General features: G+C 72.3%; 16 protein-coding genes. 8 read left to right on the forward strand and 8 right to left on the reverse strand.

Annotated features, from left to right (window positions below):
- Positions 1–49: 49 nt before the first annotated feature.
- A complete protein-coding gene (locus ABZ924_RS23575; RefSeq protein WP_361913110.1) occupies positions 50–2,068 on the reverse strand; it encodes an RICIN domain-containing protein in 2,019 nt (672 codons plus the stop codon).
- Between the two features lie 313 nt (positions 2,069–2,381).
- Positions 2,382–3,269: an EamA family transporter gene (locus ABZ924_RS23580; RefSeq protein ID WP_361913113.1), complete on the reverse strand. Its 888-nt coding sequence runs from the start codon at positions 3,267–3,269 to the stop codon at positions 2,382–2,384.
- A gap of 19 nt (positions 3,270–3,288) precedes the next feature.
- Here ABZ924_RS23580 and ABZ924_RS23585 point away from each other — a divergent pair, with 19 nt between their 5' ends.
- Positions 3,289–3,831, forward strand: a complete 543-nt coding sequence (locus ABZ924_RS23585) for a MarR family transcriptional regulator (protein ID WP_361913115.1) — start codon at positions 3,289–3,291, stop codon at positions 3,829–3,831.
- A gap of 9 nt (positions 3,832–3,840) precedes the next feature.
- Here ABZ924_RS23585 and ABZ924_RS23590 read toward each other — a convergent pair whose 3' ends face one another.
- Entirely contained in the window at positions 3,841–5,724 is a 1,884-nt protein-coding gene (locus tag ABZ924_RS23590) for a galactose oxidase-like domain-containing protein (RefSeq protein ID WP_361913118.1), read from the reverse strand.
- A gap of 225 nt (positions 5,725–5,949) precedes the next feature.
- Here ABZ924_RS23590 and ABZ924_RS23595 point away from each other — a divergent pair, with 225 nt between their 5' ends.
- Positions 5,950–6,609, forward strand: a complete 660-nt coding sequence (locus ABZ924_RS23595) for a DUF4360 domain-containing protein (protein WP_361913120.1) — start codon at positions 5,950–5,952, stop codon at positions 6,607–6,609.
- Between the two features lie 54 nt (positions 6,610–6,663).
- Here ABZ924_RS23595 and ABZ924_RS23600 read toward each other — a convergent pair whose 3' ends face one another.
- Positions 6,664–7,632 carry an AraC family transcriptional regulator gene (locus ABZ924_RS23600; RefSeq protein ID WP_361913123.1) on the reverse strand — a complete coding sequence of 323 codons (969 nt, stop codon included), beginning with the start codon at positions 7,630–7,632 and terminating at the stop codon, positions 6,664–6,666.
- A 100-nt stretch (positions 7,633–7,732) separates the two neighbouring features.
- Between ABZ924_RS23600 and ABZ924_RS23605 the strand changes: the two genes are divergently transcribed.
- Positions 7,733–8,635: an MBL fold metallo-hydrolase gene (locus tag ABZ924_RS23605; RefSeq protein WP_361913126.1), complete on the forward strand. Its 903-nt coding sequence runs from the start codon at positions 7,733–7,735 to the stop codon at positions 8,633–8,635.
- 59 nt (positions 8,636–8,694) lie between these two features.
- Here ABZ924_RS23605 and ABZ924_RS23610 read toward each other — a convergent pair whose 3' ends face one another.
- From ABZ924_RS23610 to ABZ924_RS23620, 3 genes are all read right to left on the reverse strand, one after another.
- Positions 8,695–9,408 (reverse strand): hypothetical protein, encoded by a 714-nt coding sequence (locus tag ABZ924_RS23610; RefSeq protein WP_361913129.1) that lies wholly within the window; start codon positions 9,406–9,408, stop codon positions 8,695–8,697.
- 279 nt (positions 9,409–9,687) lie between these two features.
- Positions 9,688–11,712: a helix-turn-helix domain-containing protein gene (locus ABZ924_RS23615; RefSeq protein ID WP_361913132.1), complete on the reverse strand. Its 2,025-nt coding sequence runs from the start codon at positions 11,710–11,712 to the stop codon at positions 9,688–9,690.
- A 32-nt stretch (positions 11,713–11,744) separates the two neighbouring features.
- Entirely contained in the window at positions 11,745–13,151 is a 1,407-nt protein-coding gene (locus tag ABZ924_RS23620; protein WP_361913134.1) for an MFS transporter, read from the reverse strand.
- Positions 13,152–13,659: 508 nt separating this feature from the next.
- Between ABZ924_RS23620 and ABZ924_RS23625 the strand changes: the two genes are divergently transcribed.
- Entirely contained in the window at positions 13,660–15,360 is a 1,701-nt protein-coding gene (locus ABZ924_RS23625) for a hypothetical protein (RefSeq protein ID WP_361913137.1), read from the forward strand.
- A gap of 233 nt (positions 15,361–15,593) precedes the next feature.
- On the opposite strand, the gene ABZ924_RS23630 is transcribed toward ABZ924_RS23625, so the two are convergent.
- Positions 15,594–16,181 carry a GNAT family N-acetyltransferase gene (locus tag ABZ924_RS23630; protein WP_361913140.1) on the reverse strand — a complete coding sequence of 196 codons (588 nt, stop codon included), beginning with the start codon at positions 16,179–16,181 and terminating at the stop codon, positions 15,594–15,596.
- Positions 16,182–16,363: 182 nt separating this feature from the next.
- Between ABZ924_RS23630 and ABZ924_RS23635 the strand changes: the two genes are divergently transcribed.
- From ABZ924_RS23635 to ABZ924_RS23650, 4 genes are read left to right on the forward strand one after another with little or no spacing between them, the layout of a single operon-like run.
- Positions 16,364–17,650, forward strand: coding sequence for an ATP-grasp domain-containing protein (locus ABZ924_RS23635; RefSeq protein WP_361913142.1), 1,287 nt, complete (start codon positions 16,364–16,366; stop codon positions 17,648–17,650).
- The gene (locus ABZ924_RS23640; protein ID WP_361913145.1) at positions 17,647–18,480 is read left to right on the forward strand and encodes a DUF364 domain-containing protein; all 834 of its coding nucleotides are present in this window, start codon (positions 17,647–17,649) and stop codon (positions 18,478–18,480) included. Before ABZ924_RS23635 ends, ABZ924_RS23640 begins: the two co-directional genes overlap by 4 nt.
- Complete coding sequence (locus tag ABZ924_RS23645) at positions 18,477–19,598, forward strand: pyridoxal-phosphate dependent enzyme (protein ID WP_361913148.1); 1,122 nt, start codon at positions 18,477–18,479, stop codon at positions 19,596–19,598. The genes ABZ924_RS23640 and ABZ924_RS23645 overlap by 4 nt, the downstream gene beginning before the upstream one ends.
- The gene (locus ABZ924_RS23650) at positions 19,595–20,653 is read left to right on the forward strand and encodes a dipeptide epimerase (RefSeq protein WP_361913151.1); all 1,059 of its coding nucleotides are present in this window, start codon (positions 19,595–19,597) and stop codon (positions 20,651–20,653) included. Before ABZ924_RS23645 ends, ABZ924_RS23650 begins: the two co-directional genes overlap by 4 nt.
- Positions 20,654–20,660 lie beyond the last annotated feature (7 nt).

Below are 20,660 nucleotides of genomic sequence, written 5' to 3' on the forward strand. Positions count from 1 at the left end.
GCCGTCCCCCTATGCGGCCGTCCGCCGGCAGAAGGTCGGCAGGGGGAGGTCAGCCGACCTTCTGGACCGTCCAGACCTGGGTCGCGCGGCCGTCGGCGCGCTGCAGGTCCAGGAGCCAGTCGCCGTAGTACGGGCGGCTGCTCACGGTGAGGGCGTAGCCGCCGCTCGGGTCCGTCACGGTGGTGGTGCTGCCGCTGGTCTTCAGCTTCCACTGCTGGGTGGAACCGGTGCCGCAGGGCTGCTGGGCGATCCACATGCCCGGGGCCGGGGCACCGCCCGTCTGCAGGCACTTGCCGGAGACGGCGGACTTGATCCGGACCAGGCCGCTGCCCGCGTCCTCGAACAGCCACTGCTGCTGGGCGTAGCCATTGGCACGCGCTCCGACGAGCACGGTGCCGTCGGCGCTGCGGCCGCCCCAGAGCTCGGCCGACATGCCGGTGCTGCCGTTGCCGAGGGTGTAGCGGGCGTTGGGGGTGGTGGTACCGCCGCCCGCACCCGTCGTCTTGAACACGGTGGTCTTGCCGGCGCCGGTGTCACGGCCCGCGGCGTCGCGCACCGAGACGGCGACCTTGTACTCGGTGCCCGGCTGGAGGTTGTAGATGCGCAGGGCCTGCGACTGGACCCACGTCAGGTGCTTGCCGTTCAGCAGGACCTGGTACCAGACGGCGCCGTCCACCTTGGGCCAGCTCACCACGACCGAGGTCGACTGGATCTGGCCGGCCGTCACGGTCGGGCCGCCGGTCGGCTTCTTGGTCGGCGTCGGGGTCGGGGTGGGGTTCTGGGTCGGCTTCGGGTTCGGGCTCGGGTCGGTGGTGTTGCCGCCCTTGCCCTTCATCAGGAACTGGTTGTCCGCGATGTTCCAGTGCGTGGCCAGGTAGCTGCCCGGCTTGGGGCTGGTGTGGAAGTAGTCGTCGTGGTTGCAGTCCAGGATGTTCTCGGACGCCTGGTTGGTGCAGACGTTGCGCATCTGCGGGTAGTACGGGGTGTCCGAGTAGCACATGACGTCCCACTCGTCGGTGCAGTGCGCGCCGCGGCTGGTGTTGGGGGCGCTGTTGTTCACCGCGCCGAGGTTGTGGCCCAGTTCGTGCGCGGCGGTGTGGCCGCCCCAGCAGCCGGAGTCCGTACGGCCGTAGGAGGGGCCGAAGTTGCTCAGGTTGTTCTGGCCGGGGCGCTCGTCGCCGGCGAAGGTGCCGATGCCGCAGTAGACCTGCGTGTCCGCGAAGATCATGTACTTGCGGTCGCGGCGGTCGAGGCCCTTGCCCGCCAGCGCGTTGTTGGTGGCGCTGAACTCGGAGAGCGCAGAGGCCGGGAGCTCGATGTTGAGCACGGTCGGCGTGCAGTCCGAGGAGGTGACGAACCGGATGTGCCGGACGCCGCCGGTCTCCTCGGCGCTCGTGGAGTAGATCAGGTCGGCGTCGGCCGCCCACTTGCGGAACGAGGCGAAGTACTCCGAGTAGCGGTCGCGGTCGGGGCCGTGGACGTACACGACCTGGACGCGGTTGCCGCTGCTGCCGTCACCGTCGCACTGGACGGTCTGCCCGGCGGGCCCAGCGGCCACGGCCTGGCTGCCGCTGCCCGCGGCCTGGGGGGCCGGCGCGGCGGAGGGGGCGGCCTTGGCGGAGCTCGCGTCGGCGGCGGGCGCGTCCTGAGGACGCCCGCTGCCCTCCGCGGCTGCCGCTTCGCCGCCCTCGGGGCGGGCAGGATCGGCCGCCACGGCCTTGGTCTTGACGACGGGGGCGACGTCGGCCTTGATGTCGACGTCCTTCGGCGGGGCGTCGGGGCCGTGGCTGCACAGCCCGGCCTCCGTGCGGTAGACGCCCACGCACTTGTCGCCCTTGGGGGCGGCCTTGAGGCCGTCGTAGACCATGCCGCGCGCAGCGTCGTTGGCGGGCTCGCTCGCGATGGGCGCGGGCTCGGCGTCACGGGCCGGCGCCGCGGCCGGCGTGGCCTCCGCGGCTGCGTCGGCCTGGACGGTGGTCCCCGCTTGGGCGTTGTCGCCCAGTCCCGAGTAGGCGATGCCCCCGGCTATCACCGCCGCCGATGCCATGGCGGCGGTGACGAGTATCAAGCGACGCGGTTTGCGCCGGTGTTCACGCTTCCTTCGACGGTGACCCGTCATGCGCACCTCAAATCCTTGGTCGGAGGAGTGGGTGCGCAGAAGGCTGCCAGACGGGCGAGGTGGAGAATTCGGACAAACGGGAATGGGCGTCGAGATATCTGACTGTTACCTCGACACCGGATTTGATGAACAGTCAATTCTCTTTAAAACAAGGGCAGTTACGCGCGTAGGGGCGCAAAGGTCCAGGCCTTTTCGAGGATCTCGTTATCAAATCGAGATAAGGGTGTAAGGCTTGTTGACGGTAATTCAGTCAGGGATTCATCTAATTACTACGAGCCGAATTGCTTCTGTCACGAGCTGTGAGGAATCCTTCGCTCCGCCCCAGGAAGATGCCCGCCAGCGTCAGCGCCACACCGCAGAGTTGCTGTCCGGTGAGCGTCTCCCCTGCGATCGCGGTGCCCAGCAGCACGCCCGTGACCGGATTCAGCAGGCCCAGCAGTCCGACCGTCGCGGCGGGCAGCCGGCGCAGTCCCGCGAACCAGGCAGCGAAGGCCAACGCCGTGGCCACGACGGCGACATAGGCGAATCCGAGCAGCGCCGGAGCGTCGACCGCGGGCGGTGCCCCCTCGATCAGGACGGCGAACGGGAGCAGCAGCAGGCCCCCGCCCAGGAGCTGCCACGCGGTCGACGCGAGGACATCGACCCCCGCGCTCCACCGCTTCGCCAGCACGTAGCCGAGCGAGGACATCGCCATGGCGCCCACCGAGGCCAGGGCGCCCACCGCATCGACCGGCACTGCCGCGGTCAACAGCATCAGGCTCACCCCGGCCGCGCCCACCGCGGCCCCGGCCAGCTGCCGCGCGCCCGGCCGCTCACCGATCAGCGCCCAGGCGATCAGCATCATCGCCAGCGGCGTCGTCGCCATCACGGTCGAGGCCGCACTGGTCGGCAGCCGCTGCGCGGCCACGTACACCAGGGCGAAGAAGCCGCCCGTGTTGAGGAAGCCCAGCAGGAGCGACTTCCCCCACCAGGACCCGCTCGGCAGCCGCCGCGCGACGGCCAGCAGCAGGAGCGCCGCGGGCAGGGCGCGCAGCGCGGCCCCGTACAGCGGATGGCCGACCGGCAGGAACGCGCGGGTGACGTAGTAGTTGGTGCCCCAGGCGACCGGCGCTGCCGCCGTCACCAGCGACCACCGCAAATTAGCTTCCATGGAAGATATAATACCTTCCATGGAAGCTATACTGGTTTCCGTGAAGCAGCCACCGCCGAACCCCGACCACGTCGCGCGCATCCAGGCCGAGTGGGCACGCGAACGCCCCGACCTCGACGTCGGCCCGCAGGGGGTGATCGGGCGGCTGCACCGCCTCGGCCTGCTCCTGACCGACCGCCTCGCCCTGGTCTACCGCCGGTACGGTCTGAGCGAGGGGGAGTTCGACGTCCTCGCGGCCCTGCGCCGGGCAGGCGAACCCTTCGAGCGGGCCCCCGGCGAACTGGCCGTGCACACGATGGTCACCACGGGTGCGATGACCAAGCGGATCGACCGCCTGGAACGCGACGGCCTGGTCGCGCGCCGCCGCTCGGCGGCGGACGGCCGCGGCCGCGTCGTCGCCCTCACCCCGGCCGGCCTCGAGCTGATCGACCGTGCGTTCACCGAGCACATGGAGAACGAGCGCACCCTGCTGGAGGACGGGCTGTCCGCGCGGGAGGCCGCGCAGCTGGAGGCGCTCCTCACCGCCTGGCTCGCCCGGGTGGAGCCGCCGCCCCCGGCCTGAGGAGCGCCGTCACCTCCGGCCGAGCTTCACCCACTGCGCGGTGCTCGGGACTCCCTTTCCGTCCAGCAGGAACAGCATGTAGTAGCCGGGCGGGGCGTCGGCCGCGCTCGGCGGCGTGCGCAGCCCCACCGCGGCGCCGTGCACCACGGTGACCGCCAGCTCCAGGTGCCGCTGGCTGGTGTTCACCGCATGCGTGACGGTGGTCGGCGCCAGCAGCACCGCCCGGGCCACCGAGGCCGCGGTCGAGCTCACCGCCTCGAACTCCGCGCCGTACGCGAGCTCGCCCGCGGGGACCCGGTCCAGGGCGGGCCGGCCGGCGCCCCGGTGCAGGTACGCGGGCTCGTACAGCTCGATGCTCCCGTCCATGCCGTCCCGGATGTCGGGGTCGTTGGCGATCTGCTGGAGCTCGTCGCCCGTGACCAGCACCCGCCCGTCCGGCAGGACCAGGGCGTTGGAGTGGTAGCCGCGCGGCAGACGCTGTGCGGGTCCGAGGTGCCAGCGGCCCTGTGCGTCGCGCAGTTCGATCTGCCGGTACTTCAGGTCGGCCCGCGGATTGAACGGCCCGTACCCGTAGTCCCGGGTGTCCAGCGCCCCGTTGACCGTCATGAGCGTGCCGTCCGGCAGGATCAGCGTGTCGTCCTGCGTGCGCCCGAACGCCCGCGGCTCCTCCGTGGTCCAGCGGTCGCCCGCGAGCCGGTAGGTGTTCGGGTCCTTCGGGTCGCCGCCCAGTACCAGTACGGAGTCGGGGCCGTGCAGGCCGGCCGGCAGCGGCACCGCCGAGCCGTACCCGCGGAAGTCGGCCGGCCGCCGGGGCAGATCGGTCCGGGTCTCCTTCACCGGGTCGAACCGCCATTGCTGGTCGGCGTCCCGCCCCAGGCCGTAGACCAGGCCGTCGCGCAGCGAGAACAGGTGCGGGTAGTCGTTGCGGAAGGGCGCGTCGGAGCGGAGCCGCTCCGCCGCCAGCCCGACCGGGATGTCGTACGGGCGCCACGGCACCGGATGGCGCAGTGCGGGGAAGCGCTCCACGACCGGGGTCGGGGTGCCCGTACCGCGCTCGGACTGGCCGGACATGATGATCTGGCGGCCGTCGGCGCCCGTCACCACCGAGGGGTACCAGCGGCCGACCGACATGTCCTGGTTGCGGAACCAGGTCTCGGTCCACGGGTCGAAGACGAAAGACAGCTTGGCGCCGCTGCCGCCCTTGCCGCCGGTGTTGCCGCCGAACACCCCGACCATGCCGTTGGGCAGGTAGGCGTGTCCGGCGCAGAAGAACGGCGCCGGGCGCGGGGCGAACGTGCCGTCCGGCATCAGCACGGTCGGGGGCTCCACCTTCTTGAACGCCCGCGCCCCGGTGCCGCGGGCCGGGTCCCACAGGTAGGCGCGGCCCGCGTTGGTGCGGCCGATCCGGTCGGTGGGGCCGGTCTCCTTGGTGGGGTTGACCTCCACCCGCTCGAAGGAGAAGAGCAGCACCTTGCCGGTGGGCAGCAGAGCGGCGTGCACGCCGAAGTCGGGGGAGGGGAAGAACTCCGTGAACCGGCCGGAGCGCGCCGCCTGGAAGGCCGCGTTGGCCTTCCGCTGGGACTCCGCCAGTGCGGCCAAGCTAGCGGTGCGCTTGACCTGCGGGTACTCCTCGACGCCGGCGGCCGCCTGCCGCCGCTGGGCGTGGGACCGGGCGTGCTCCGCGCCGAGGACTGCGGCCTCGGCGGCGTCCGGCTCGACTGGGGCCGCCGCGGCCGTGCCGGGGCCGCCGGACGGGTCGTGCGCGGTCGTGGTTGCGGTCGCAGTCGCAGTTGCGGTTGCGGCGGTAGGCGCCCCTGCGGCCAACGTGGCCAGGGCGGCCAGGGTGGCGGCGGTGCAGAGTACGGCGGACCGCCGTGTGAACGGACCGGCCATGGGCGTCCTCCCTCACGCGAGGCTCGAGGCCGCACAGCCTAGGCGAATCCGACAAAAAGCCCGAAAAGGCTCGGCGGGGATGCCGGATCGGCTGCACAGTGGGGCCGTCCGGACGAGGGATCCGGCCTGCTGAAACGTTTCTGCGGTGAACCGGGCCGTCCGACCGGGTGAGCCCGCGTACCCGCCGGCGATCGGCAGCCGCGCCCCGCGGCTATCCATGGCCTCGTGACCAAGCCACTTCGCACCGCACTGACCGCCGTCGCCCTCGCCGGAAGCCTCCTGGCGCTCTCGCCCTCGGCAGGAGCCGCCGCCCCCACGGCGCCCCCCACCGGCAAGGTGACCGTCGACGTCGCCACGGTCAACGGCTCGGGCTGCCGGCCCGGGACCGCCGCCGTCGCCGTCTCCCCGGACAACTCCGCCTTCACCGTCACCTACAGCGACTACCTGGCCCAGGCCGGTCCGGGCATTCCCGTGACCGAGGGCCGCAAGAACTGCCTCCTCTCCCTCGTCGTCAACGTCCCGCAGGGCTTCACGTACGCGGTGTCGAAGGTCGACTACCGCGGCTACGGCAGTCTCGCGGACGGCGCCATCGGCACCCAGAAGGCCAGCTACTACTTCCAGGGCATGAGCCAGACCGCCTCCCGGTCCCACCAGTTCCACGGCGCCCTCCAGGACAACTGGCAGGTCACCGACACCACCGGCATCCAGGCCCTCGTCTTCGCCCCCTGCGGAGAGAAGCGCAACTTCAACATCAACACCGAACTGCGCGCCGAGGCGGGCACCTCCGACAGCGCCGAGACCAGCTACATGGCCGTCGACTCCACGGACGGCAGCATCAACACCGTCTACCACTTCCAGTGGAAGGAGTGCCCGGTCCGCCGCTGAGGCGGCGGACGCCCACCTCGGACAGGCCCCCCACCTCGGACAAGCCCCCCCACCTCAGGCAAGCCCCGCCACCCGGGCCCGGTAGCGGCCCGGGGTGGTCCCGAACTCCCGGTTGAACGCGTGCGAGAAGGCGTACGGGGTGCCGTACCCGACCCGCCGCGCGATCGCAGCCAGGGGGTCCGGGGTGTCGCGGAGCAAGGTGGCGGCGTACGTCAGCCGCCACCACGCGAGGTACGCCATCGGCGGGCGCCCGACCAGTGCCGTGAACCGGCGTGCCAGCGTGGCCCTGGACACGCCCGCCTCCGCCGCCAGGCGCTCGTTGGTCCACGGCGCGGCCGGATCCGCGTGCAGCACCCGCAGCGCGGCCGCCGCGACCGGGTCGCCCAGCGCCGCGGACCAGGCCCCGGCCGCGTCCTCGGCCATCCAGGAGCGGACCATGTAGACGAGGAGCAGGTCGAGCAGGCTCGGTACGGCCATCGCCGCACCCGGCCGCGCGGCGCCCAGCTCGCCGCCCAGCAGGTCGATCGCGGCCCGCAGTTCGGGATGGCGGCCGACGCGGTTCGGCAGGTGGACGACCGGCGGCAGCTCCCGCATCAGGGGATGGACGCGGCTGCGGTCGAGCCGGTACTTGCCGCAGAGCAGCTCCACACCGCCCGGCTCGCTCCCGCCGGACCCGCCCCCTCCCGGCCCGTCCGGCGCTCCCGCCCCCGCGGACGCACCGACGGTCCCCGCCTCGAACGGCACCGCCTCGAACGGCACCGCCCGGGCCACCGCCGCCGCGTCGGCGGGGGAGTCGGCCATCACGTGCCCCGTACCGTGCGGCAGCAGCACCGCGTCTCCCGTACCCAGGGCCACCGGCGGGCCGCCCTCCGGCAGCATCCAGCAACTGCCCTCCAGCACCACGTGGAACCCGGCCCCGTCGTACGGTGCGAAGCGCGTGCACCAGCTCCCGCGGACCCGCACCCGCTGCGAAGAGGGCTGCCCCACCCGTACCGCCGCGATCGCATCGCTCACCACGTCCACCCGTCCAGCCTATCCCCGGCGTCAGACGTGAGGCGCTCGCGTATCCGGCTGAGCCGTACGGGCATTGAGAACCTCAGCGGCGCCTCCTAGCGTGGACGGCGTGACCAACGAGAACAAGCAGAGCATCGTCCTGGGCGACGTCGAGATCATCAAGGTCGTCGAGTGGCAGGGCCCGTTCGTGCCCGCCCCCGACCTCGTACCGCAGGCCGATCCGCAGCTGTGGCGGGACAACCGGGACTGGCTGGCCCCGGACCACTGGGAGCCGGAAGGCGACCTGGCCGTCCTCGCCCTCCAGAGCTGGGTGATCCGCAGCGCCGGGCGGACCGTCCTCGTCGACACCGGCGTGGGCAGCGGGCGCGAACGGCCCGGCACGCCCCGGTTCCACCACCGGCAGGGCGACTTCCTCGCCGACCTGGTCCGGGCCGGCGTCCGCCCCGAGGAGGTCGACCTCGTCGTCAACACCCACATCCACGGCGACCACGTCGGCTGGAACACCGTGGACGCGGACGGCGCATGGGTGCCCGCCTTCCCCAACGCCCGGTACCTCATCCCGGCCGCCGACGACGCCCACTTCGGCCCGGCGGGCTCGTACGGCAAGGGCCTGCGCGAGGACGACCGGCTGATCTACGAGGACAGCATCGCGCCCGTGCACCGCGCCGGACAGGCCGAACTGTGGGACGGTACCCACCGCATCGACGCCCACCTCACCCTCGAATCCGCCCCCGGGCACACCCCCGGCTCCTCCGTCCTGCGCCTCGCCTCCGGCGGCGAACGGGCCGTCTTCGTCGGTGACATGCTGCACAGCCCCGTACAGATCCTCGCCCCCTCCTGCAACAGCTGCTTCTGCATGGACCCCGTCCAGGCCGCCGCCAGCCGCCGCCGGATCCTCGAACGGGCCGCCGACGAGCGGGAGCTGGTGGTCCCCGCCCACTTCGGCGGCACCGGCGCGGTGGAAGTCCGCCGCAGCGGCAGCACGTTCACCCTGGGGCAGTGGGCCGCCTAGGTACCCGGGACCGCGGCCGGGCCCGGGCCTGCCCGGCCGCGCGGCGCCCCGCAGACCGCTTACGGGGCCTGCGTGCAGAACTTCGCGGCCGCGTCCTCGGCGCCCTTGTCGTAGCCCGCCTGCCACTCGGGGTCGACCTGCCCGGTGGTCTTGGGCGGGGTCGCCTGGCAGTTCGCCTGGATCCTGCCGAAGGCGAAGTCGTAACCCTTGACCCATTCGGCGCTCTTGCCGGCCTTGGGGTTGCCGCTTTGGCCCTTGCAGAAGGTGTTGGCCGCCAGTTCGGCGCCCTTGTCGTAGCCCTTCTGCCAGTTCGGGTCGACCTCCCCGGTGGTCTTGGGCGGGGTGGCCTGGCAGTTCGCCTTGATCTGCTGGAAGGCGAACTGGAAGCCCTTGTCGTACTCGGCCTTGGCGTCATCCCCCTCGGTCTTGGTCGTGCCCCCCGTCTGCGTGCAGGGATAGCTCTGGCTCTGCGACCCGAACGGGATGGCGGCGTACGAGCCCGCCGGGAGAGCCGCCGCCTCGAACGTTCCCTCCGCCGTCGCCTCGACCGTGACCTCCTTCTTCCCGCTCGTCTCCTTGACCACGACCTTCCCGCCGAATCCGCTCCCCTTCACGTTGACGTGGTCGGCAGCGCCAGGGAAGGGTTCCACGGTGCAGGAGGGGATGGCCGGTGCCTGCGGGGCGGCCGTGGCGGTCGCAGCAGCGTAAGGACAGAGGGCGACCGAGCAGGCGATCAGCGGGCTGAGGGCGACGAGACGGGGGCGCCGGGTCATGGCTTGTCTCCAGTGGGGGTCAGGTGCAGAAGCTCTTGGGCGCGAGCACGGCGCCGGCGGCAGTGGGGTCCTGCACCGGGGCACAGGGGGCCGGGCCTTCGCGGCGGCGGGGCCGGCAGCGGCTCCCACGACGGCGGCGCCGGTTCATGGCCCTCCTCCCATGGCGGGTGGCGCAGGGGAGGACGACGCCGGAGCGCGTCAATTCCCTCTCAGGATCCCGCTCCGGTCTGGCGGTGTCGACCGGAGCCCGGGGCCGGTCTCCGTCCCCTCGGAGGGGTCTCAGCCCTGGCGAGGCCCGTCGGCGGCCGGCGGGAAGGCGGGGCCGGGGCGGGCCGGGCCCGCCCGCAGGATCCGCAGCGCGAGCTGGATCTCCAGGGCGCCCTCGGGCGTGTTCCAGTCCGCGCCCAGGATCTGCCCGATCCGGTCCAGGCGCTGCACGACCGTGTTGACGTGCACGTGGAGGACCTCCTTGGTCCGGGCCAGGCTCGCCCCCTCGGCGAAGTACGCCTCCAGCGTGCGCACCAACTCCGTCCCGCGCCGCGCGTCGTACTCCAGCACCGGCCCCAGCACCCGGTCGACGTACGCGCCCACGTCCGCGCGGTCGCCGAGCAGCACCCCGAGGAAGCCCAGGTCGGGCAGGCCGGCGCCGTGCCCGGTGTGCCCGAGGGCGTGCAGGGCCTCCAGGCAGCGCAGCGCCTCCGCGTGGACGCCCGGCAGCTCCTCGGGCCCTGCGGCCGGACCGGCGGAGCCCGCGGTGACCGGCGCGCCCAGGGCCTGCCCGAGGTCGGCGGCCAGGGTTCGGGCGAGGGCGCCCGGGTTGCCGGCCGGGGCGAGGAGGACCACCCGCCCCTGGAACAGCCCGGCCAGGCCGTGGCGGGCGCGGGCGTGCCGGGCCGCCTCGGCCGCCAGCCGGGACCGCAGGGCCGCGTCGCAGTGCAGCACGACCAGGGCGTGCGGGCGGCCGAGGTCGACGCCGAGCTTGCGGGCCCGCAGCGTCTGGCTCCCGGTGTCGCGGACCCGGCCGGGCACCGGGGCGGCCAGCAGGTCGCCGAGCAGCTCGCCGCGGACCCGGTCCTCGGCGTGGGCGGCGGTCCGGCGCAGCAGGAGCAGCAGCGCCGTGACCAGCCCGGCCCGCTCGAACAGCCGCCGCTCGCTCTCGGACAGGTCGGCCCGCCCGCCGAGGGCGAGGCTGCCGAGGAGCTCCGGCCCGGCCAGGACCGCGCACACCCATGCGCCGTCGACCGCCACGGCCCGCCCGTCGGCCCGCGAAGCGGCGAGCGCCCCGGCGGGCGGAACGCCTGGCGGGATGCCCGGCGGGTCGGCCGGGGGACCTGCCGGGGCCGCAGCCCCCTCCCGCTCGGCGGCTTCGGGGACGACCCGGGCGAGTTCGGCCCCGTCGGCGTCGTGCACGACCAGAGCGCCGCCCAGCAGGACGGCCACCTCCCGCGCGACGTCCCCGACGTCCCCGCCCCGCAGGACGAGCCGGGTGAGGCGGTCGTGGGTCTCGGCCGCGAGCCGCAGCGCCTCGCTGCGGGCCCGCGCCGTCTCGGTCGCGACCCCCAGCTCGACGAGCGCGGCCCGCGTCTCCTCCAGCAGCCGGGCGCTGTCGATGGCCACGGCCGCGTGGTCGGCGAGGGAGGACAGCAGCGCCACGGCGTCCGGAGCGAAGTCCCGTACCGCCCGGTCGGCCGCGTACAGCACCCCGATCACGCGGGTGCCGACCCGCAGCGGCACCCCGAGGATGCCCCGCAGCCCCTCCTCCCGCACCCCGTGGTCGATGGCCGGGGTGTGCCGGAAGCGGTCGTCGGTGCGGTAGTCGGCGCTCGCGTACGGGCGGGCCGTCTGTGCCACGAGCCCGCCGAGCCCTTCCCCCATGCCGAGCCGCAGCTGCTGGAAGGCCGCGGACACGGAGCCGTCCGTGACCCGCATGAACGTGTCCCCGGCGGCGGGGTCGTTGAGGGTCAGGTACGCGACGTCCGTGCCCAGCAGCATGCGCGCCCGGTGGACGATGGCCCGCAGCACCGCGTCGAGGTCGCGCAGGGCCGCCAGGTCGCCGGCCGTGTCGAACAGGGCGGTCAGCTCGGCCTCGCGCCGCCGGTGCTGGTCCAGGGTGCGCCGGATGTCCAGCGCGACCGCGGCGGCCTCCTCCACCAGCCCCTGCTCGGCGGGCCCGGCTCCGGCCGCCCGCACCTGCTGCGCGAGCCCGGTGAACCGCTCGACCGGCGCGCCCTGGTGCAGCAGGCCGAGCAGTTCCCGCAGGGCGGTCGCCGCCGGGCCGGGTGCGGGGTCCTTCGCGGAGGTCATGGCGGCATTCTCCCGTGGCCGGCCGGGGCGGCTCAGGCCGGGTCCGGGGTGGTCGGGCCGGTCCTCCCGTACGCAGCCGGATCCGCGGCGGCGCCCGCAGCCGTACGGGACCCCGCCTGCGCCACGGCCAGATCGCGGCCCCGCGTCTCGCGGGCCACGGCCACGGTGACGGTCGTGACCACGGCCGCCGCGCACAGGTAGAGGGAGACGGGCACGGACGAGCCGTAGTCCTTGAGGAGCTCGACGGCGATGATCGGGGCGAGCGCTCCGGCGGCGATGGAGGCGAGCTGGGAGCCCAGCGAGGCACCGGAGTAGCGGACCTCGGTGTCGAACATCTCGGAGATGAAGGCGGCCTGCGGGCCGTACATGGCACCGTGCAGCAGCAGGCCCGCGGTGACGGCGGCGGTGATGACGGCGAACGACCCGGAGTCGACGAGCGCGAAGAACGCGAACGCCCACACGGCCATCCCGGCCGAGCCGATCAGGGTCACCGGGCGCCGGCCGATCCGGTCCGAGAGCGCTCCCCAGGCGGGGATGGCGGCGAAGTGCACGGCCGAGCCGATCAGGACGGCGTTCAGCGCGGTGCTCTTGGGCAGGCCGAGGTGGGTGGTGACGTAGACGAGCAGGAAGGAGGTGAGGATGTAGTAGGAGATGTTCTCGCCGAACCGCGTGCCGATGGCGGTCAGCACCTGCCGGGGGCTGCGGCGCAGCACCTCCACGACCGGGGCCTTGCGCCCGGCGCCGCGGGCCGCGTCCGCCTCCGCCCTGGCCTGCGCGGCCAGGAAGACGGGGGACTCGGAGACGGTCAGGCGGATCCACAGGCCGACGATCACGAGGACGCCGGAGAGCAGGAAGGGCACGCGCCAGCCCCAGGCGAGGAATTCGGCGTCCGACTGCACGGCGGCGAGCAGCGCGAGCACGCCGGTGGCCAGCAGGTTCCCGCCGGGCGCGCCGGACTGCGGCCAGGACGCCCAGAACCCGCGGTGCCGGTCGCCGCCGTGCTCGGAGACGATCAGCACCGCGCCGCCCCACTCCCCGCCGAGCGCGAAGCCCTGCACCAGTCGCAGCACGGTCAGCAGCACCGGCGCGCCGACGCCGATGCTCGCGTACGTGGGCAGCAGCCCCATCGCGAACGTCGCCCCGCCCATCAGCAGCAGGCTGAGCACGAGCAGCTTCTTGCGCCCGACCCTGTCCCCGAAGTGCCCGAACACCACCCCGCCCAACGGCCGCGCCAGGAACCCGATCGCGTACGTGATGAAGGCGATCAGAGTGCCCGTCAACGGGTCGGAGGTGGGGAAGAACAGCTTGTTGAACACCAGCGCGGCAGCGCTGCCGTAAAGGAAGAAGTCGTACCACTCGACGGTGGTCCCGATGAGACTGGCGGCGACGACTCTTCTGATGTTCCCGGGGCGGGCTGACGGTGTGGCAGAGGCGGCCATGAGTACCACTTCCGGACGGGGGACGGGGACGTTTCCGTGTCGCCACACCATAGGAACGCCCAGATCAGGGGCACATGGTGCCCACAACCACACTTCCGGTCCAGCGAGTGTGCACCTCAGCCATGCCGCCCGCCGAGTGCGCCTGTGAGGGCGGTCACCGGTCCCGAAATCCACCCCGTCAAGAACGCCTGCTTTGATGCAGTTTGACGCCGCCGTGCTGACTCCCGTGCTGACTCGGTGCTGACTAAAAGCCCACGTCATCCCACCTGGTCGGCCCTCCCGTGCTGACTTGGTGCTGACTACACAGCGTTGAACTCCGGCATTCGGCGCGGATCGGGTCCGCAGCCTCATCGCTTGAGGACGGCCGACAGGTGTGCCAGGAAAGACGTTCCGGGTGTGTCGGCATCGTGCCGGCTCGCTGGGCACAGCGCTGACGTGTGCAGTGCGGTGCCGGGTGTCAGCGGGCGGTGAGACGCTTGAGCGTCGGCATCAGGGAGGGCGCACGTATATGGCGATCGATTGGGACCACCTCACCCAGCCACGGTTCGACCGCATAGTCGAGGCCTTGGTGCACCGGCTCTACGCCGAGGACGCCGAAGTGGAGGTGATGAACGGCCGTGGAGGGGACGGCGGCATCGACATCAAGGTGACCGTGGGCGGCCGCGTGTGGATCTACCAGCTGAAGTACTTCCCGGACGGCTTCCCCGGCTCGTACCAGGGCCGCAGACCGGGCATCAAGCGGTCGTTCAAGAAGGCGCTGGAGCACGATCCTGATGACTGGGTGCTGGTCGTCCCCTGTGCCCTGACGCCGTCCGAGCGTGCCTTCGTCAAGGATCTCGGTGCCGGCGCCGAGCGACCGCGTATCCGAGTCCTGGACCGGGCCTGGCTGGACGACAAGCTGGCCCTGCACGCGGACCTGGAGAGCTCGTTCATCCGGGATGACCTGCGGGAGGCCGCACGCGACTACAGGGCGGAACTGGCATTCCTGGCGGGAGGCACCGACGACATCGACCAACGGGTCGGTTCGCTGGGACGGCGAATCGACCGCCTCGATCTGCACTGGTCCATGGACGTCGCCTACCAAAACGGTGCCGTGGTGAAGACCTTGCGGCCCAAGCACCCCCGTGCTCACCAGGTGAGCCCGATCTACTTCACCGTCCGCGGCCGCATGAAGGACGCCGATCCGGACCTGGCGGCGGCGGTGCGGCGCGTCGTGGGCTTCGGCACCGCCGAGGAGCTCGTCCTCCCCGCCTCGGCCATCGAGGAGCTCCGTGTGCACGGGCCCGAGTGGCTCCGCATCGACGGCGAGAAGGCCGAGGTGCGGATGGCACCTCTGTCCCCCGCGCCGGGCGAGGGGCAGAGCGTCGAGCTGGTCTTCCTCGACGGTTCCGGGGGAGTGCGATCGGTGCACGGGGGCACTGTGCGCGCCATGGGGAAAGTCCAGGTCGGCAGCAGCCTGGACCTGGCCTTCACCGGGTTCCGGCTCACGGTCTGCCACGCTGACGACGCGAGCGTCCCGACGGCGGCGAGCTGCGCCGTCGACTTGACCGGCCTGTCCTGCTCCGACGCTCTCCAGGCCCTCGACATCTACGGCCAGGTCATGGAGGGAAGCACCTTCCGCCTGCGCCTTGACGGTCAGGATCTGGCTTTTGGCACGTTCCCCGGAGCAGCCCTGACCCGGGACGACCATGAACAGCTCGCCAGGCTCCGGCTCACCGTCGAAGACCTGCACGTGGTCCAGCAGCACACACGGCACTACTTCTCCGTCCCCAATGAGCTGCGGCCGGCCGACCCCGTGCTGCTGCGGATTGCCCGACTCCTCATCGAGGGACACTGCGTCGCCAACCCGTTCCTCGCCAGCCTCACCATGGAACTCAACGGCCAGGACTCCCCAGTCCTGCGCGCGCTCCTGATGGGCGACGGCGCCGCCAGCAGAGCCCTGCTGCCGACCTTCACGCTCCCGCTCGCCGACCGCGAGCTGCCGCTCGGCCCCGTCCACATCTATCACCCCCACGTCCGGGCGGAGGACGCGGAACAGGTCCTGCAGGCCTTGGCGGCGGGTCGCGCGAAGGGTCACCAGGTGACGCTGCGTCCCGCTGACGGAGAGCCGTACCGGCTCTACCTCGCCCGGCCCGGCGATACCACCGACCTCAGCACCCTGACACCCACGCCACTGGCGATCCCCGGTCCCAGCAGTCGGAAGTCCTGAGTGTGCAGACCAGTGGATTCTTCGTCTGCTGGCAGTACAGCTGCCGCACCACGGCTGCCCGGCCAAAAAAGGGCGGACGCCGGGCCAAGTCCCCGCCTCCTGGCCCGCGAATGGTTCGGATCTCGGGAGCGTGATATGAGCAGCGCCGGCGTGGTCAGCAGCACGCCGTACGGGTACGTACCGCGCATGGGTGACGTACCCGGGCGGGCCCCACAGGAGAGGTGCCTCGTTGGCTAGCTGCCGAATCGGCCGGTGGTGGCCGTGACGGGGATCGGGATTTCGAAGTGGACGGTCCCGTAGCCGCCGTGCTCGCCCGTTGTCCGGGCGTCGCAGACTTCGTCGGCGATGCTGCGCCAGAAGGCTTCCGCGCCGGGGATGTCGACGTTGGTGTGCAGGTAGATGGCGTCGTAGCCGGGGACGCCTGCGGCGAACTCGCAGGCCGTCCTGACCATGGCGCGGGCCAGTCCGTGCCTGCGGTGGTCCGGGCGCACGTACACCCGCAGGAGCTGCGCCGTGCGCCCCGAGGGGTAGCGCTCGGTGAGCCAACGAGGGTGCGGGGGGTGTGCAGGGCCACGCGAGTTGAGCGCGGTGGTGCCGACCACTTCTGAGCCCAGGACCGCCACGACGAGGGTGTGGCGCGGGTGCGTGAGGTACGTGCTGTCGATGTCGACGACGTCGTCGTGCCACTGCGGTACGTAGCCGTAGTCGAACTCCCGGTAGAACGTGTCGAGCATGACGCGCCGCGCGCCTGGTACGTCCTCCTGCCCGGCGTGCCGTACGACGTACGGCCCGATCTTTTGCCCCTGTGTCAGGTCTCTCATGCCTCGGTGGCTCCCTTCCGGCACTCCGGTCTCGTGAGCGGCAGGCTATCGGAGATCCATCCTATTGGAAATGAAAACGATTTCCGGTAGCTTCCTCCTCGTTCGATGCGGACACCTCCAGTCAGGCGGTCCGCTTCGCAGGTTGCCCCCACGGTCGTGACGGCATTTTGAGAGGAAGTCCCTTGGCGCATCTGCTGGTTGTCGAGAGCTGGGTGGGGTCGATGAGCAGGCTGCTGCCCAGGGCGATTGGAGAAGGCGGGCACGAGTTCACCTTCGTCACCCGGGACCTGCACCACTACCTGCGCGGTGCCGGATCCGAGGGCCCGCATCCGCTGCTGGCGGCGCGCAACGTCATCACCGCGGACACCAACGACATGGAGGTGCTGCTGCCCCACCTGGAACGGCTGCACGCGGTGCTCGCCTTCGACGGAGTCGTCTCCTCCTGCGACTACTACCTGCCAGCCGTGGCCCGGATCGCCGACCGGCTGGGCCTGCCCGGCCCGGCCGTCGAAGCCGTCGAGGCCGCCTGCCGCAAGGACCTGACCCGGCGGGTGCTAGCCGAGGCCGGGGTGCAGGGGCCCCGCTTCGCGCTCTGCGCGGACACAGTGCAGGCAGCGGCCGCCGCCCGGGAGATCGGCTATCCGCTCGTGGTCAAGCCGGTGGACCTGTGCGCCGGAATGCTCGTACGAGAGGTCCGCGACGATCGGGAACTGGAGGCGGCCTGCCGGGCGCTGGAGGAGTTTCCGGTCAACGCGCGCGGCCAGGACCGGATGCCCGTCTTCCTCCTGGAGGAGTTCCTCACCGGCCCCGAGATCAGCATCGAGACCGTCTCCTTCGGCGGTGTCATCGGTGTGGCCGGTGTCACCGACAAGAGCATCGGTGGGGCGCCTGCCTTCATCGAGACCGGTCACATGTTCCCGGCGGGCATCGCGCCGGAGACGGAGCGGAAGGCGGTCGACACGGCGGTGGCCGCGATCAAGGCCCTCGGCCTGGACCACGTCGTGTGTCACACCGAGATCAAGCTGACGCCCGAGGGCCCCAAGGTGGTGGAGGTCAACGCCCGGCCCGCAGGCAACCGGATCACCGAACTCGTCCGGCACGTGGCCGGCATCGACCTCGCCGCAGCTTGTGTGGACGTCGCCCTTGGCCGTATGCCCGACCTCACGCCGCGTGTGACCGGTGTGCGAAGCGCCGCCATCGCCTTCCTCCTCCCCGACACCACCGGCACCCTCACCGGCATCAAAGGCGCCGACGAGGTCAGGGCGCAGCCCGGGGTCCTGGAGCTCACCCTTGCCGAGCCGGGCCGTGCCGTACGTGCCGCGACCAGCAACAACGAATACCTCGGCCACATCATGACCGCCGACACCCAGGGCAGTGGGGCAAGGGAAACCGCCGAGCGGCTCCTCGCGCACCTGCACCCCACGTATGGGGAGTGTTCGGTCGAGCTGCCTCCGGTGGTGCCCGCATGACCACACCCACCCTGAACGAGCCCGCCGTACGCACCATCGACCAGCTCATCGAAGCGGTCCGCACCGGGACGTACGGTCCCGACCCCGCCCAGGAACGCATCGCGCTCGCCTTCACCACTGCCCAGGCGGTCCGCCACGCCGGCCGCACCAGCGGCTACCGCAACGAGGTCCTCAGCCTGCGCCTCGACGCGGCCGTAGGGTCCTGCGCCGTGGAGCCGGGCGCCCTGCCCGCGCCGGCACTCGACGACTGTGTCGGAGCCTCGGTGGCCGAACTCCTCAGCCACCCGATGCTTCCCGTGCAGGTTGCCGCGCTCGACGCGTACCTGAGCCGCGTACGCCCCCACACCCCCGAGCACGGCGCCCGCCCTTACGCCCTGCCGGCCGGTAGCTCCCTGCGCCGGTCCAGAGCCCGCGCCCGCGCTGTGGTCGATCTGCTGCCCGCTACCGGGGTCCGCCGGGTCCTCGTCATCGGGGTGGTCAACTCCCTGCTGGAACAGCTGCGCGAGCGCGGCGCCGATTATGTGCCCTGCGACCTCAAAGGCGGCGCCACCGAGTGGGGCGAGTCCGTACGGACCGACGCCCTCGCGGAGCTGGAGCACTGCGACGCGATCCTCGCCTCCGGCATGACCCTCGGGAACGGAACCTTCCAGCCGCTGCTCGACCACGCCGCCGCCACCGGCAAGCCCCTGGTCATGTTCGCGCAGACCGGCAGCGCGGTCCTCCCGCGCTTCGTGGGCGCCGGGGTCAGCGCTGTCTCCGCCGAGCCCTACCCCTTCTTCTGGCTCGACGGCGGCCCGGGAGTCATCCACCGCTACGGAGGCACGCGGTGACCCTCGCACCTCCGCTCCACCGCCCGCCGGCCCACAGTACGAACCCGGAGCTGTTGGCGCTGGTCGGCCGCACCCCGCTCGCGCGGATCCGTACGGAACTGCCGTACGCCCACCCGGGCTTCTGGGCCAAGCTCGAATGCCTCGGCGCCGGCGGGATGAAGGCGCGGTCCGCCGTGTCCATGCTGCGCGGTGCCCGGCAGCGCGGCGAACTCCGCCCGGGCGCCACCGTGGTCGAATCGACCTCCGGGACCCTGGGGGTCGGTCTGGCCTTCGCCGGACAGGCCCTCGGCCATCCCGTCGTCCTCGTCGGCGACCGCGAACTGGAACCGTCCATGCGGCAGTTGCTCCGCACGTACGGAGCGCAGCTGGAGCTGGTGGAGCGGCCCGCTTCCGAGGGAGGCTGGCAGGCGGCCCGTATCGCCCGGCTGCGCGAGGTCCTGGCCCGGACTCCGGACGCCTACTGGCCCGACCAGTACAACAACCCGGACAACGCCGCCGGTTATCTGTCCATGGCGGCCGAGCTCTGCGGGCAGCTCGACCACCTGGACGTGCTGGTGTGCAGCGTCGGCACCGGCGGCCACAGCGCCGGGCTCATCGGCCCGCTGCGGCGCCGCTGGCCGCGCCTGAAGGTGATAGGCGTCGACTCCATCGGCTCCGCCATCTTCGGCCAGCCCGCCCGCCCCCGCCTCATGCGCGGGCTCGGCAGCAGCATCCACCCGCGCAACGTCGCCCACCACGCCTTCGACGAGGTCCACTGGGTGGGCCCGGCCGAAGCGGTCGACGCCTGCCGCCGGCTCGCCCGTAGCAGTTTCGTCAGCGGCGGCTGGAGCACCGGAGCCGTCGCACTCGTCGCCGCCTGGGCGGCCCGGGTCGAGGCCGGCGCGGTCGTGGCGACCGTCTTCCCCGACGGCCCGCACCGCTACCTCGGCACCGTCTACGACGACGACTTCTGCCACGCCCACGGCCTCGACCAGGCCGAACTGGCCTTGCGCCCCCTGGAGATCGCACACCCGTACGCCACCGAGGCCGTCGGCTGGACCCGCTGCCGCACCGTCGTCGACCCGCTCGCGGCCACCCTGCCGCACCTGACCGCACCGACGCGGGGAGATGCCGCGTGAGACTCACCTGGCACACCACCGAGCTGGAACTGGCCGAGCCGCTGCGCATCTCCCGCTCGGTGACGGCCCGCCGCGACGCCGTCTGGGTCACGATCGAACACGGTGGCCTGACCGGCTGGGGAGAAGTCGTCAGTAGCGACTTCCTCGGCCTGCCGACTGCTCGCATCCTCCGGCACCTCACCACGGCGCGCGCCGCCGTCGAACACCTTCCCGACCCCCAGACCGCGTGGGACGAACACATGGCCGACTCCCCGGCCGGCTTGCCAAAGCTGCCGGCCGGTGTGCTCGCCGGGCTGGAGGCAGCGCTGCTCGACCTGGTCGGCAAACGGGCCGGCCGGCCCGCCCACCAACTGCTGGGCACGCACACCGCGCCGACCGCGCCGACCACCCGTACGATCGGTATAACCGCGCCAGTGGCTGCCGCCTCGCAAGCCGCCCGGCTCGCCATGAGCGGCTTCACCGCCCTCAAGGTGAAAGCGGGATCCCCCGATCCGGCCGAAGACTTCGCGCGCGTGGCCGCCGTACGCGACGGAGCTCCCGAGGCCAGCCTGCTGCTCGACCCCAATGGAGCCTGGACCGAACGCCAGGCCCTCGACCTGCTCCCGCGCTTCGCCGAGCTCGGCGTCACCGCCGTGGAGCAGCCCATCGCGCCGGGCAGCCCCGACGCGCTCGCCCGCGTGGCCCAAGAGTCCCCGGTACCCGTCATCGCCGACGAGGACGCCGTCTCCTACGAGGACGCCGTCGCTCTCGCCGGGCTGGTACACGGCGTCAACGTCAAGCTCGCCAAATGCGGCGGGGTACGGGCCGCCCTGCGCATCCATGACGCCCTGCGCGACTCCGGCACCGACCTCATGCTGGGCTGCCTCACCGCCAGCTCACTCGGCATGGCTCCGGCCGTGCACATCGCCGACAAGGCCCGCTGGGTCGATCTCGACGGACATCTGCTGCTCGCCGACGACCCCTGGACGGGCATCGGTGGGGCCGACGGCGCGGTACGGGCCCCCGACCGGGCAGGCCTCGGAGTCAGACGGGCCCACATGGCGGTCGTACGGTGAAGATCTT

The sequence above is a fragment of the Streptomyces sp. NPDC046876 genome, from assembly GCF_040645035.1.
Classification (GTDB): domain Bacteria; phylum Actinomycetota; class Actinomycetes; order Streptomycetales; family Streptomycetaceae; genus Streptomyces.

Coding starts and splice junctions, on each gene's coding strand:
- ABZ924_RS23580 (WP_361913113.1), bottom strand. CDS start 3,269: ATGGAAGCTAATTTGCGGTGGTCGCTGGTGACGGCGGCAGCGCCGGTC.
- ABZ924_RS23585 (WP_361913115.1), top strand. CDS start 3,289: ATGGAAGCTATACTGGTTTCCGTGAAGCAGCCACCGCCGAACCCCGAC.
- ABZ924_RS23590 (WP_361913118.1), bottom strand. CDS start 5,724: ATGGCCGGTCCGTTCACACGGCGGTCCGCCGTACTCTGCACCGCCGCC.
- ABZ924_RS23610 (WP_361913129.1), bottom strand. CDS start 9,408: ATGACCCGGCGCCCCCGTCTCGTCGCCCTCAGCCCGCTGATCGCCTGC.
- ABZ924_RS23615 (WP_361913132.1), bottom strand. CDS start 11,712: ATGACCTCCGCGAAGGACCCCGCACCCGGCCCGGCGGCGACCGCCCTG.
- ABZ924_RS23620 (WP_361913134.1), bottom strand. CDS start 13,151: ATGGCCGCCTCTGCCACACCGTCAGCCCGCCCCGGGAACATCAGAAGA.
- ABZ924_RS23625 (WP_361913137.1), top strand. CDS start 13,660: ATGGCGATCGATTGGGACCACCTCACCCAGCCACGGTTCGACCGCATA.
- ABZ924_RS23630 (WP_361913140.1), bottom strand. CDS start 16,181: ATGAGAGACCTGACACAGGGGCAAAAGATCGGGCCGTACGTCGTACGG.
- ABZ924_RS23640 (WP_361913145.1), top strand. CDS start 17,647: ATGACCACACCCACCCTGAACGAGCCCGCCGTACGCACCATCGACCAG.